Source organism: Bacillus sp. FJAT-28004 (genome assembly GCF_001280845.1).
Taxonomy (GTDB): domain Bacteria; phylum Bacillota; class Bacilli; order Paenibacillales; family Paenibacillaceae; genus Pristimantibacillus.
In genome coordinates this window covers 1,163,743-1,178,504 of the sequence record NZ_LGHP01000001.1, presented here as the reverse complement: position 1 = coordinate 1,178,504, position 14,762 = coordinate 1,163,743, and the positions used below count along the sequence as shown (strand labels likewise).

10 protein-coding genes are annotated in these 14,762 nt (G+C 45.0%); 1 reads left to right on the top strand and 9 read right to left on the bottom strand.

The features are described from left to right. The first annotated feature begins 42 nt into the window (after positions 1-42). Positions 43-1,185, top strand: a complete 1,143-nt coding sequence (locus AC787_RS04845) for a YfbR-like 5'-deoxynucleotidase (protein ID WP_054023743.1) — start codon at positions 43-45, stop codon at positions 1,183-1,185. 320 nt (positions 1,186-1,505) lie between these two features. Here AC787_RS04845 and AC787_RS04840 read toward each other — a convergent pair whose 3' ends face one another. The 9 genes from AC787_RS04840 to AC787_RS04800 all read right to left on the bottom strand — a co-directional run bounded on the left by AC787_RS04840 (position 1,506) and on the right by AC787_RS04800 (position 14,722). Then, positions 1,506-3,122, bottom strand: coding sequence for a glycoside hydrolase family 3 protein (locus tag AC787_RS04840; RefSeq protein WP_235560904.1), 1,617 nt, complete (start codon positions 3,120-3,122; stop codon positions 1,506-1,508). Between the two features lie 29 nt (positions 3,123-3,151). Beyond that, positions 3,152-4,795 (bottom strand): response regulator, encoded by a 1,644-nt coding sequence (locus tag AC787_RS04835; RefSeq protein ID WP_054023741.1) that lies wholly within the window; start codon positions 4,793-4,795, stop codon positions 3,152-3,154. Next, positions 4,792-6,603 (bottom strand): sensor histidine kinase, encoded by a 1,812-nt coding sequence (locus tag AC787_RS04830; RefSeq protein WP_054023740.1) that lies wholly within the window; start codon positions 6,601-6,603, stop codon positions 4,792-4,794. Before AC787_RS04830 ends, AC787_RS04835 begins: the two co-directional genes overlap by 4 nt. Positions 6,604-6,622: 19 nt before the next feature. Next, complete coding sequence (locus tag AC787_RS04825) at positions 6,623-7,468, bottom strand: carbohydrate ABC transporter permease (protein WP_063847487.1); 846 nt, start codon at positions 7,466-7,468, stop codon at positions 6,623-6,625. Then, complete coding sequence (locus tag AC787_RS04820; RefSeq protein ID WP_054023739.1) at positions 7,468-8,349, bottom strand: carbohydrate ABC transporter permease; 882 nt, start codon at positions 8,347-8,349, stop codon at positions 7,468-7,470. Before AC787_RS04820 ends, AC787_RS04825 begins: the two co-directional genes overlap by 1 nt. Positions 8,350-8,443: 94 nt before the next feature. Beyond that, on the bottom strand, positions 8,444-9,820 hold the full coding sequence (locus tag AC787_RS04815) for an extracellular solute-binding protein (protein WP_054023738.1): 1,377 nt from the start codon (positions 9,818-9,820) through the stop codon (positions 8,444-8,446). Positions 9,821-10,013: 193 nt separating this feature from the next. After that, complete coding sequence (locus AC787_RS04810) at positions 10,014-10,205, bottom strand: hypothetical protein (RefSeq protein ID WP_054023737.1); 192 nt, start codon at positions 10,203-10,205, stop codon at positions 10,014-10,016. 9 nt (positions 10,206-10,214) lie between these two features. Then, positions 10,215-13,115, bottom strand: coding sequence for a DEAD/DEAH box helicase (locus AC787_RS04805; protein ID WP_054023736.1), 2,901 nt, complete (start codon positions 13,113-13,115; stop codon positions 10,215-10,217). Further along, positions 13,112-14,722: an SWIM zinc finger family protein gene (locus AC787_RS04800; protein ID WP_054023735.1), complete on the bottom strand. Its 1,611-nt coding sequence runs from the start codon at positions 14,720-14,722 to the stop codon at positions 13,112-13,114. The genes AC787_RS04805 and AC787_RS04800 overlap by 4 nt, the downstream gene beginning before the upstream one ends. Positions 14,723-14,762: the final 40 nt, after the last annotated feature.

Here is a 14,762-nt window from a genome sequence, read left to right as displayed (position 1 = left end):
GAACGGAAACTCTTGAACTTCGACAAAAAAGGAGCCCGATTTATGAAAAACGGTAAATTCACCAATACGATCATTCGTATGCAATATGTGCCTAGATGGAGCGAGTATGCTCCACGATTCGAGGACAACGCTTCCGCTCATAGCTTTAGATGCGCCGCTTTGTCTATTATGATCGGAATTATAGAGGAAAAAATATTCAACCAACCGTTAGACAAACTAAAGCTTTTAGGTAGATGCTTATGGGGCGATCTCAAAAATACCGGTACTGGCTCCATTAAGCATGTCACCAAAAAAGAATCGCTCGTCATGAATCATATCCGAGACTTTGAGATGGAACTCAGTAAAGAAATTGTTTCCTACCTCTCCAAATCGTTACAAGCTCAAGCTTTCGATTATATCGTTAATGCTCAAGATGATTCACATATTGGGCGATTGGTTGATGCCATCGACACGCTGGATGCCTATTTGTATTGTCACCGAGAATCACGTTATGACACAAACCCATTTTTTCATGCCAAACATAATGAACTCGAACAAGTACTCCGGGGTACGGAGCTCCACTCCATACACTGGCTGCTCGACGAATACGATAAACAAGAAGGCTTCTATGAATTTATTCAATACATTATGAATCTCGATACCGTAAAAAGATGGAACGGCAGCTATAACCTCGTACCCGACAATGACGCGACGCATTCATTCCGAGTCGCTTCGCTTGCTTTATTTAATGGGCTGCTTGAAATCGAGCGTTTCGGCAACAAAAATATTGATCTGTATAAGCTGCTCGCCAAAGCTACCCTTCATGACTTACCTGAGGCTTTATCAGGTGATGTCGTATCAAATTTCAAGCACAATAATCCAGATATTAAACATGCATTTGAGCAATACGAGAAAGAAACCGCACAGTTCATGATTAACAAGCTTCCATCGTTCTTTCATGAGGATATGACCGAATTCATCGTAAATAGTAAGTCAGCAGATGAGAATGGCGAGCTGGTCGATATTTCGGACAAGCTGGATGCATTAATCAAAGCAAGCCTTGAGATGCGAAATAATCCTCATTACGCAGACACTTATTATAACCAGCTTGTGAAGGTTCAGCATCGGTATGAGAATCCTTGCGTCGTTTTTTTTCTTGCGTATATATTGCATGATTTAACCTATTCCAATTTGATTGGCCAGTAATCTCTCATGCTGACGTAAAGCAGCATCCACCTCCTACATTGCACTTTGTGCAATAGAACCTACATTAGTAAGTCGCGTATTCAGCTACGTTGCAGTTTATGCAGCAGAAATCACCATTTTCAACGAGTTAGCTTTACTATAGGCGGATTCTATTGCATTTCTGCAATGCAGCCTCAGTTTTCGGGTTCCATGTCAGGTTTCTATTGCAGCTTCTGCAGCGCAGAGTAGGCGGAGCATCCTTACTGCCCTTCCAGAATTAGTTTTCTATAGAAAAAGGCCGCGAGATATAACTCACGGCCCAACTTTTCATTACTTCTCAATTAATTATCAACAGCTGCACTCCAGCCAAACGGGTACGCGGCCGATATTTCTAACGGCAGCTTGCCTACTGGCTTAAGATCGCCTAACAATACTCTCGCCGCTGCAGCGAGCGCGAGTGGACGGCACTCATAGACTGCCAAATAGGTTTTCACTTCCGGGTACAGCAATAAATCAAGCGGGTTGCGAACCGATACAGCAACCGTACGCTCCGGAGCTAGTCTTACAACCTCGCGTGCAATATCCCGCTCCACAGCATGCTTAGAAGCGTCGTAAGTTACGATGATGATTTGTGAGAATGTCTCCAAATCAGCGAGTGGATTGTCATCATCCATTTGACGCTCGACGATATTAGCACCATACTCTCCTAAGAAATGGCCTAATGAGCCATCTCCAGATAGCATTTCGTCAGCGACTGATACAGGTACGATTTTTGGCCACAACACAAGCGTGTTTTCATCGCGGCTTAAAGGCAGCAAAGGGCCTTCATCTTTAACTAATGTTACTGAAGCCTCGCTCCATCTGATCGCGACTGCTCTATTCACTTCTGTGCCAATTTCCCATTCAACTTGTGCCCACGGCAGCAAAGGCACATCAAGCTCGAGCTTCTCCTTAAGCGTCATAATCCGGTTTAGTGCCTCGTCAACGCGTGCTTCTGCAAGCTCACCATTCTCAACAGCAAGCACAACGGCTTCCAGTGCAGCCCATTGTTTCTCAAACGTATGGCTGATCAGCACCATGTCGGCTCCTGCTTGCAGCGCTTTAATGGCACCCTGCTCCGGACCATAGTTTTTATCAATCGCATCCATCTCTAAGCAATCCGTTACAACAATGCCATCATAACCAAGCTCATTGCGAAGCAATCCTGTGATGACAGGTTCAGACAAAGTTGAAGGTACTCCTGATGGATCAAGCGCCGACAAGCAAACATGAGCCGTCATAATGCAATCCGTACCCGCTTCAATTGCAGCCCGGAACGGCTTTAACTCAATCGCATCTAAACGCTCGCGGCCATGGAGCAATATGGGCAGCGCATGATGGGAATCAACCGCCGTATCGCCATGCCCTGGAAAATGCTTAACTGTCGCAGCAACTCTTGCGGATTGATATCCCGCTACAGCCGCTGCGCCAAACTCAGCAACGACATCAGAGCGGTCGCTATATGAACGAACATTGATAACAGGATTATCTGGATTGTTGTTCACGTCAATACAAGGTGCATAATTCATCGTAACGCCCAATTGGCGAAGCTCTTCACCGCATACGAATGCTGTCTCTCTAGCGCTCTCCGCATCGCCAGTCGCACCAAGAGCCATGTTCCCCGGCATAAGTGTTACGCCGTCTACCAAACGTGCAACCATGCCGCCCTCTTGATCGATGGCTACGAATAAAGGCGGATTGCCCGCTTTTTTTGCTATGCTTTGAAGCTCGCCGCTAAGCTTATGCACCTGCTTGGCATCCTTCACATTGCGAGAAAAATAGATCGTTCCGCCAATGCCGTTCGCTTCTATTAATTGCTTGATTTGCTCTGTTGGCTCGAAACCATGAAAACCAAATACAAATAGTTGACCCACCTTCTTCTTCAAGCTCCAGTTTTGCCACTCACGTTTTGTCGTCAATTTCTTCCCCATCCCTTCACTCATCAACCTTATTGCGATGGCTCAATCAAAGCCTCGTTATCTGGTCCGCCCTCTTGCCGTCTGCTGCGGTAATCGGTAGGATTCTCACCCGTATATTTCATAAATACTTTTGTAAAATAGCGCCGCTCCGCATACCCGACTTCCTTCGCGATTTGGGCAACGCTCTTCAGTGAATCCCCAAGCATCGCCTTCGCCCGTTCCATCCGTTGCCTTGTTACGTATTCTATGAATGTTTCTCCGAACGTCTGCTTGAACAACAAACTAAAATATGAGGTACTTAAACCAACATAGGTTGCCGTTTCCTCTACACTTAGATCACGATAAAGATTGCGATCCAAAAAGGCTTTCGCTTCAGCCATTGAACGTTCCGACTGCTTTTTCTTATCCATAGATTTCTCCGATACCGTATTCGTAACCTGACGAATAACTGATAATAAATCCTTAATGCCAAAGCGACGATCCAATCTGCGCCAGAGCATATCCTCCTGCTCGCGAGTGAAGACGCCCATTTCTTTCATCTCACGCATGAGATGCAGAACAAAGAAATGAAGCAATGGTTTTACACGATCCAATGAGGGTTCATTCATTCGCTGCAAGAGCAGTGTTATGCTTTGAAGCTCGCTATCTACGCTTAACGTATCTCCGCGCTTAACTGCTCCAATTATTTTCTCAGCTGTATCCCAAAACGCTTGATCCGCTTGTGATGACTTTTGCTGAGCAGATGGATAAATGGCGATAATGTCATGAATAGGTGTAAGCTGCATCCCTTGTTGGACCTGCTTATAGGCTTGAGAAAGTTCAGCAACCGCCGCAAACTTATGATAGATGCCCGCAAATAAATTCAGTTTTACATGACTTTTGATTGCAAACAACAGCATTTCTGCCCAGCTTTTAATGAAAGCAATATCAAATTCAGCCGTTTTCTCCGTTTCGATGAGTACACACCATTCACCATCACGAATTTGAATGACCGCATGATGCAGCCCATTTTGCTGCAGCTTCTCACGTAGTACGTTACATACAGCAAAGTTCCACAGCTTTCTTTCTTTGTCGGACCAGTCGCGCCAATCCTTCGTTTTCTCCGAGCTTACATCAAGATCAAGCACAATTAAGACGAACTGCTGCTGCTTAAGCTGCTGTTCGTCTCCGGTCAAAAGCCAATTGTCTGCAGTAACATCGGTATAATCCATAATAATATCGTACAAAATCTTCTCGCTTGCGAGATCGATCATCCGGCCCAGCTTTTGCTTCTCTTCCTGCTGCTGCTTCTGCTTGCTGCGCTGAGTAGACATAACCCTAGCAATGACGCCAGTCAATTCATCATAAGGTATCGGCTTTAACACATAATCATTGACGCCAAATTGAATCGCTGTTCGCGTATAAGCGAAATCCTGATAACCCGACAGCATAATAATATCGCAGGGCATCGCTTTGTCACGGATATGCCGTACTAGTTCCAAACCGTCCATGACCGGCATCCGAATGTCGCATAACAATAAATCAAAGGTTTGCTGCTCCATAAGTTCTAACGCTTCAACGCCATTTTTGGCTGTGCCTCCAACGGTAAGTCCAAGCATTTCCCAGGGAATAACTTTTTCTAAATTCCTCGTAATATGTGCCTCATCGTCAACTAGAAGTACTTTACCCGTCATAGCTGATCACCTCTGCTCTTCGGAATTACACAGCGAATAACGGTTCCGCTGCCCTCTTGACTACATATCCACAAACCGAACGCAGGACCGTAATGTATACGCATGCGATCTGCAACATTTCGTAACCCTAGTCCTCTTCTTTCACCCATCTGCACAGCATCAGTATGCTTGCTTTGAGGGTCTGACTCTGCAGATAGCTTATTAAGCACATTGGAACTCATGCCTAATCCGTTGTCACGAACCATAATGACGATTTGGTGGGGCTCAGCAATAACATCGATCGATATCATGCCTTGTCCGTCCTCATAACCATCAAACCCGTGCTGAATGCTGTTCTCTACGAGCGGTTGAAGCGTAAGCTTTAGAATCGAGAAATCAAGTGCTTCTGCCGGGACATTCAATTCATATGAGAAAAGCTCCTCGAAGCGGTATTTTTGAATTTCTAAATAACTGCGAACATGCTCGATTTCTTGGCTTATCCTTATTTCTTCGGATTGATGCATGCTAGTGCGCAGCAAATTGCTTAATCTGCGTACCATTAGCATAATTTTTGCGCCTTCATTTTGTGCTGCAAGCGCATTAATCGATTCAAGTGTATTAAATAGAAAATGCGGCTTAATCTGAGCCTGCATCAGCATCATTTCCGCATGCTGCTTGCGTGCCTGCTCTCTGCGCACCTCACTGAGCAAATTGCCTATTCGCTCCACCATACTATTAAAGCTATTGGCTAATAGAACGGTTTCATCCTTGCCCTGAGCGGTTACACGAATGTCGAGCAAACCCTGCTCTACTAGTCTCATTTTACGAACAACCTTAATAATGGTTTTCGCTACTCGATTTACAAAAAAGACGTTGAACAACACCGCCGATAACAATCCGAGCACCGTAATCATACCAATCCATTGGACAAACCGAACATTTTCGTTGGTAAGCGAATCCCAAGGTTTTATGGACACGAGTATCCAACCATTTCGATCCAATTGATAGGAAGAAACGAGACTGTCGATGCCTTCAAACTTTTCTCGCGAGCTGCTGTAGTTATTCGTGTGCTGCGGCAATGAATCGGTCTGTTCATTTATATTATGACCATCCATCATTTTTTTGCTGTCGAGCATGATAAGCCCTGCTTTATTGACAATGAGATATCTGGTTTCGGCCGCATCGGATTGCGGGTTTTGAAAGGTTTTGAGCATGCTCGATATTTCTTCTGTTTTATACTGTGTAATCATTACGCCCAGATCATTAAATGACTCGATGTCTTTGACGACTCGAATTTGTGTAAATAAGGGCGGTTCGACACCTGTCAGCTCGCGCTGTTCATAAGGTCCAATCCAAAGCGGACGTCCGCCAAGTTGCATTACCTCCTTATAGACGGAATGCTGCTTCAGCATATCGAAGGTGATCGGCTTGAACGTCGTCGGGTCATTGCGATAGGAGCGAAACATCGTTCCATCCTTGGCATACAGCACCACGAAGCTGACCGCTGGATGTTGGAACAAAATACGTTTCATTTCTTTTTCCGCTTGGTTAACTTGAATAAGCGTACCCGCATCATTAGAATTATACGAACTGTATTTCAGCGTTTCCTGAACCTCTGTGCTCGTTAAATTACCGTCGGATAGCTGATCGAGCTCTCGAAAGAAATAATGAATATTGCCTCCTACAGCCCTGAGCGAAATTTCCGTTTGCTCGCTATACTTTTTCTCAAGCAGCGTCTCTGAGTTAATGAATGAGAATATGCCGAGGCCAATCATCGGAATGACGATCAGAAATATGAAAGCAAGCATCAATTTCGGTCTCAAGTTCATCTAGGAGGCTCCTTCTCTCTTAACCCTTCACACTACCTGCTGTCATACCTTCAATAATTTGACGCTGCAAGAATACATACACAACGAGTACCGGAATAATGCTTATAATTACCGCAGCAGATAGCGATGCAAAGTTTGTGCGGTATCCATCATTAAAGGTTGCCATACCCGTCGGGAGTGTTTTGAGTGATTCAGATGTTATAAATAGTTGGGACAAAATATATTCGTTCCAATTGCCAATGAAATTTAATATAAAAACCGTAACGAGTGCCGGCATAGAAATCGGAATAATAATTTTGAAGAACAGACCGCTTGCGCCTAGCCCGTCCATAATTCCAGCTTCCTCCAGCTCATTTGGGATCGATAACATAAAGGCATAGATAATAAATACGGTTATCGGCAAAGCATATGTGGTGTATACCAAAATTAATGACCAATGCGTATCATATAATGGCTGACCAAACAATTCGATCTTTTGAATTAAACGGTACAAGGGGATAAACAAAGCACCAGCTGGGACGATTAGGCCGAGCAAAATGAAATTATAAACGGCTTTATTCAGCTTGGTGTATTTCATCCTGGCAATCGCAAACGAGGTCATCGCTGCAAAAAGGAGCGTCAATACACAAGCTGCAACGGTTACAATTGTACTATTCAGTGCATATTTACCAATATTAGCCGTTTCCCAAGCAGCGATATAGTTATCGAAGTTAAAGCTAGTTGGAAAAGACCATGTATTAACTGTAATTTCTCGGTTCGTTTTGAATGATGACATGAATAACCATAACAGAGGGAAGAGGACTACTGCAACATACCCTATTAAAAATGTATGCATCCACCATTGCGAGCTTCGGGAACGTTCCATTAGTACTGCACCTCCTCGCTTTTTGTAATCCGCTGTAAAATACCCGTGAGAATCAAAATAATAATAAACATCGCAACACCGATCGCGCTGCCATATCCAAGCTCAAGAGAGCGGAAGCCAACTTTAAGCATATAAGTCGCCATAACTTCTGTGGATTGGAATGGACCGCCGTTCGTCATAATTTGTACGATATCAAGCACCTTCATCGTTCCCGAAACAGAAAGAAGCAGCATTACAAATAGGATTGGTCTTACGAGCGGCAATGTAATTAACCATGTTTCTTGCCAGCCGTTAACGCCATCCAGCTTAGAAGCCTCAATAATTTCTTTCGGAATGTTTAGAATTGCTGCCAAACACAGTACTATGAAGAAGCCGATATTTTGCCATGCATTCGCAATGAGAATAGAGAGCATCGCAAGTTTTGGATCGGACAACCATTCGCGCGCCCAGCTTTCTGGTGCGACAAGACGAATAAATTGATTGATCATTCCTGAATCATAGTTGTACAAAACGCCAAACAAAATAGCTACAGTAGCTGTCGATATAACAACCGGCACAAATACGGCCGATTTGTAAAAGTCACGCATCCGTCTCACTTTACTAATAATGATTGAAATCAAGAAGACGAGCGGAATGTTCACGATTAGGGAAAACGCCATGAAATAAAAATTGTTTAAAAGTGCTTTTCTAAAAATTTCATCCTGCCACAATCTCGTAAAGTTATCAAATCCAATGAACACCTTCTCCGTAATACCATCCCAACGAAAGAAACCGTAAAAAAAAGATACGATAACGGGATAAACGAAGAACAAAGCATATAAAGCAAGCGTCGGAATAATGAACGCCACGTAAGTAATCGGATTTTTGAGCGCTCTGTTCATAGTGTCCTCCTTTTGTCCTAGCGTTAAAAGAGGGTGCCCTCCAGGAAGGAAGCACACCCTCTTGCATAGCAGGATCGAATGTAATGTGTTGCGATTACTTAGCTGCGTTCGCTTTATCTTGCGATGCTTGAATTTTTGCAGCTACTTTTTCTGGTGTGCTTACTTTACCGATAAGCTCTTGAATACCAACATTAATGTCAGCGCCTACTGCAGGTTGAACGATTGCATCATAAGCTTTCCATGAGCTGGAAGCGTTAGCCATAACCGTCAAGATTTCAGTTGTAAGCGGGTCAACGCCAGATAGATCGCTAAGTTTCAAAGAAGGAAGCAATTTGTCTTCTACAAGCGTACGTTTTTGAACCTCTTCGGAATAGAAGTTAGCGATAAATTTCTTAACTGCTGCAATTTGATCTTCATTTAGAGTAGCAGAGAAACCAAAGCCATTTGAGTATGATGCGTTGATTGAAGTTTGGTCGCCAGCGCCGCCTTCGATTGACGGGAAGCCGAAGTAACCGATTTGACCTTTAAGGTCGCCTGCTTCGTCGCCTGAGAAGCGGTTAGCATCCCAAGTTCCTGTGAATACCATTGCTGCTTTACCAGAAAGCAATTGCGCGCCTTGATCTGCGTAAGCAAGACCTAGAGCACCTTTAGTGAAGAAATCTTTGTTTACAAGCTCAGCATAAGAAGTTAGACCTTTAACGAAGTTAGGATCAGTCCATTTCGCTGTACCAGCAACAACATCGCTGAATGCTTGGATACCCACGTTACGCTCCATAACTGTGTTCCAAAGCATACCGTTTACCCAGCCGTCTTTAGCAGCCAAACCGAGTGGTGTGTATCCAGCAGTTTTGATTTTCTCGGAGATTTCAACCAATTGCGTCCAAGTTGTAGGGATTTCTATACCAAGTTCAGAGAAAATTTTCTTGTTGTAGAAAATCGCTTCACTATAACCGCCGAAAGGAAGGCCATATACTTTGCCATCTACAGTGAACTCGTCTAAGCTTGCAAATTTGTCTGTAAGACCAAGTTCTGCAATGATTGGAGTCAAGTCAAGCATGCGGTTCGCTTTTACATATAGGTTAAGGTCTGCTCCACCGAATACTTCGAAAATATCAGGAGGGTTTCCAGCAGCCATTTCTGCTTTCAGCTTTTGATCGCGGTTAACGATTTCGTCAATACCTTCAAGCTTGAAAGTAAGACCTTTATTTTCGTCTTGTGTTTTTGCAACTACATCTTCAAGAATTTTCAAACGAGTTTTGCTTGTTTCTTTAATTTGAGTGTGGCGAAGGGACAACGTTACATCCTTTGCTTCTACTGGTGCATCAGTTGCTGGTGCATCAGTTGCTGCGTTAGTTGGTGCATTTGTTGCAGCGCCTTCATTTCCTTTACCAGCATTGTTACCGCCGCACGCCGATGCGACAATCATAAGGGAAAGAAACGTAGTAGCAATTAGTGTAGATCTCTTTTTCAATGGGAAGACCTCCTCGTTTATGGTGTTGCTTGTTTGCCTCGCACCTTTATTATAGTCCTGAAGACTCAGAAGAAAGGAGGTCAAAAAAACGATGAGTTAGGGAGACAATTCTCTCATTTTTGAAAGGAGGGATAAAATCTTATAGCCCGCCGGGTTATTTTTCCCGACGGGCTATGTAAAATAATCTAACGTTTTAGTAACGCATATCGCTCGTTATCCCTCTGATAACCTCATAAAATCGCTGCCACTCTGGAATAGAACCTTCAGTTTGATTATTTTCGGCTATTTTACCTTCTTCAGTATGTGAAGTTTTAACTTCACTATTCGTTTTCCGGCCCTCAAGCTGCAATTTTTCTTGTTTTGCACGTAAACTGCCATCCGACAATTATATCCCTCATCCCTTTAACCAGCCTTTTCGTAATGCAAAAAGCTCCCTAAGATCTTCGGTAGACATTTCCGTAATCCACTGCTCCGATTGACCGACTACTTGATCGTTAAGCGACTGTTTCCGCTCTATCATCTCGTCGATTTTCTCTTCAAGCGTTCCGAGTGTGATGAATTTATGCACATGAACCTTCTTCGTCTGTCCGATCCGGAAAGCTCGGTCGGTCGCTTGATTCTCTACGGCTGGATTCCACCAACGGTCAAAGTGGAACACATGGTTTGCAGCGGTCAGATTAAGTCCCGTTCCACCCGCCTTCAGCGAAAGCACAAATGCAGAACACGGTTCTTCTGTATTCTGGAACTGTTCGATCATTTGATCCCGTTTCACCTTGGGCACACCGCCATGCAAATAAGGCACCGGCAAGCCTATTCTCTCCTCAAGCAGCTGCTTCAGTTGATGACCCATATCGATATACTGGGTAAAGATAAGGCAGCGTTCTCCTTCAGCGGCTATTTCCTCACACATCTCAAGCAGCCTTGCTACTTTATTCGAACGCTCTACTTCCCATAATGCCACGTTATCCTCATTATTAAGCAGTGAAGGATGATCACATAATTGCTTTAGCTTAGTTAAAGCTGCAAGAATGAGACCTCTGCGCTGCATTGGGCCAAGTTTATCCAAGTTTTCAAGAAGATCTGCCACTAAATTTTCATACATCGCGCCTTGTTCAGCTGTTAACGTCATATATAGCTTCGTTTCATTTTTATCCGGCAAAGACAGCTGAATAGAAGGATCCTTCTTAATTCTACGCAGCATGAATGGTTTAACCCAGCTCTGAAGGCCGGCAATAAGCTTCTCATCCCGTGTTTTCTCAATCGGTGTGACGACCTCCTTGCGGAACTCGTTCATATTGCCAAGATAACCTGGGTTAATAAAATCATAGATCGACCATAGTTCGGTCAACCGATTTTCCATCGGTGTGCCTGTCAGTGCCAGGCGATGTCCTGATGGCAGTCTCCTTATCGCGGTAGACTGTTTTGTATACACATTTTTAATATTTTGCGCTTCGTCAAGGCAAAGGGCATCCCAATCAACCAAACACAGATCCTCTTCATCCAGCTGTGCCAGTGAGTAAGAGGTGATGACCAAATCCGCCCCTGACACGGAATCACGGAATTGTTCACCCTTTTCACGCTTATTGCCATAATGCAGCATGACATTAAGTGAAGGAGCAAAACGCTCAAGCTCCTTCTCCCAGTTGCCTATGACTGATGTTGGGCAAATCAGCAGCGAGGGACCTCCAGACTGAAGCTTCTTCTCCTTAATATAAACAAGGTAAGCCATGAACTGAATCGTTTTGCCGAGTCCCATATCATCTGCGAGCACACCGCCAAGCCCAAATTTCCTAAGAAACAGCAGCCACGATACACCTTCATGTTGGTAAGGCCGAAGCTCCCCTAAAAACGACGATGGAATTTCCGCGAGTGGAATTTGCTTAATTTGCTGCAGCTGCGTGAGCCAAGACGTTAAATGATCATTCAGCTCAACTTCCGTTTCCATAGCCGAGTCCAGCTCTCCGCTGTCATCCAGCGGAATGCCGCCTCTTAAATGCATTTCCAGCACGTCACGGAAAGAAAGACCTTTGCGTTTTCCCATCCGCTTTAGCCATTGTTTAATTTGCGTCACATCCTGCGGATCCAAATGAACCCATTCGCCGCCAATGTTGAAGAGACGACGGTTTTGCTCCGCGAGCTGTAGAAACTCTGCTTCGGTCAAATTGACATCGCCGAGTGCCAGCTTCCAATCAAATTGAACGATTTGATCAAGTCCAAACATGGGCTGGGCCGCAGAACCTACCGATGATTTCATCTTCGCCTTCAAACGAAGCTTACGATTTCGCACAGCTTCCCACCAGCCAGGCAATAAGACTGGACAACCCGCCTCCAGTAGTTGAACGCTTGCATGCTCAAGAAATTTCCACGCTTCATTATCTGACAAGGTGTATCTTAGCTTGCTATCATCTTTCGCGTCCGTCAGCTCTGGAAGAGCATTCGTCCATTTCTGCTGCTCTTTAGTCAGCTTTCCGTCTAGAAGAGGCATCCATTCAGGCGGAATCATTTGCTCATTATCCGTATCCGCTTCCCAGCCATCCTCACTATCATTCATACGGATAGGCAGCCACGGTCCTCCATCACGATTTTGCAGTGCGGGACGAAGTCTCCAAATGGAAGATTCCTGCGGCTCCACGAGCTGAAGCGCAATTCGGAATGGAAGGACATCCTTCCTAAGCCCGATTGCAATGAGCCAATCTTCCTCATCGGCAGCTTTTCTTCGCAGCACCGCTTCTCCAGAAGCATTGCCAATTCCTCTCCAAGCTTGTGCAGCCTGCTCGTTTTCTTCAATCATTTGCTCAATAGCTCCGCTAATCCATTGCTCAATTCCTTGATCACCGTTCCGATTAGCTGCTTCAACGATTTCTTTCCATTCCTGATTGCGTTCAAAATCCTGCTCTGGAATAGCCATTCTCCAGCTTCGCTTCTCTTCGGTCCAACGCTCCCAATCGGGCATAAACCAACCATTAAGAAGAGCCATTCTTATTTGCTCGGCCATTTGCATCAAGATCGCCAAACGCTCCGTCCACTCTACTTGAAGCAGGCGAACATGCTGCGGCGAGGATAAATAATCAACAGCAAGGAGCGGAGGAACTCTCAGCATCTTACGCTCACCAACACTGACTTCCTCCACATCCGCCCCATACCAAGATGCCTTGTGCCATGCGAATAATAAGGATCGCAGCTTGCCATCTGCGGAATCCTTCCGATCGACAGCGCTTAACCAAATGGACGTACCCTCTTCTTCGTTCCAAAATCCGTCTATCGTCAACTTGCGCGCGCCAATGTAAGTTCTCATGTAACTATTTTCCCTTTCCACAGCTCTTCCTGAAATGCTCGCAAACGCTGATGCTTACTTACAAGTCCAGAAATAAATTGATCCCATCTCGCTTCATCTTTATCAGCTTTATATAACCGCTCTAGTTTCTTGAGCTGCTTGACCGCAATTCGGTAGCCTTGACGATTCCGTGATTGGATGGACGATTCAACCGATTGATGATACATGGGCATGAGCGCGCGAGGCGCAAGCTTAGCAATTTCTCGCAGCGCATGGGCTCCGACGTCCTCAGGACTAGAACCTATAAGCATCTGTAAATCAGCCCATTCGTCATAACGCTTCTGATCGAGCCAATGATCAGATAATTCTGAATAAGAATGGGGCAGCAATTGCTTCATATAATCGGTCCATATCGGCATTTCAGGACGGTCAAGATCAGCTCTTCGGCATAATGTAACGAACGGTCCAACCGAACGGCCATTTTTCGATTGATTGATCCGCTCGAATAAGAAGCTCATCCACTGATCTACAAGCTCCCATTTTCCTTCTTCCATCCGCTGTGCGGCGCAAGGATACATGACTTTCTGAGAGCGCTCGAAGCTTGTTAATGCAAAATGTGCAATCGCCTGCTCATCCTTCTTGTCAAAAAAGTACATGATTCCAATGGCGGTATGAAGAAATGCCTTATTGACGTCTTCGACTTCTGCATTCTGCGACAACTCAACCATCGAGGCTAGTTCACGTTCAAACCAGCTGCGGCTCTCTGAAAGCTTCTCGCATAAAACTAAATAGATATACTCCCAGTCAAAGAGCTGCTTTTCCGTGCTCGATGCCCATACTTTCACTCGAGCGATTAAAGCATCCGCCCATGCTTCTTCCCGCAGCTCCATCGCTTCAGGAGTTAGTTCGGATACGAGTGTATATAAATGCTCCACCCATGGCTCAGCCATCCGGATGAACGACATTTCATGATAATATCTACTGAACGAGTCAACCGTATTGATGGCTCGCTCTGCTTGCTCCAGCACAAAGATGATTGCTGTAGACCAATGCAAACGCTGCATCCTTTTCTCCCAATCCTTAGCCAGCCCCTTTAATGAGGACAATAACGGTTGAAGCGCATGGAGAGAATGTCGGCATTTCCGCCACACATCGCCATGTGTCGCTTCCATCCATTCCAGCCACTCCTCAGCAGTCGCTTGTTCACCTGGATCACGAAGCAAGACAGGTGCTGTTTCGGGTGGCGGTGGTGCAGCCTGTGTATTTTTTAGCAGCGCACTCGCAGACGACAGTCCTAACAAGCGAAAATAAGAACGCTCCGCCAGCGTGTGTCCGCCCTCTTGCTGACTGCAGTATTGAAAATAAACGGCAGCCATATGCTTGCAAAATCCTGTATAGGGACAAGTACATGAGCTATAACGCAACTGACCAGCATCAAGGATGACCGCATAAAGATCCGATCCTTGCACGACGCCATACAAATGATCATGGCTTCCTTCATTAGCGCTGTTCACTTTACCTTCCATGTAATAATGCCAGCCCCGCTTCATAATCGTCGTCTCGACATGGACGTTCAGTTGTTGCTCAATTAGCGCGTGCAGCTTTTCATTGAGGTGCATCATAGACATTCACCCGCTTCCTTTCCGTTCACTTGCATTCTTACTATTA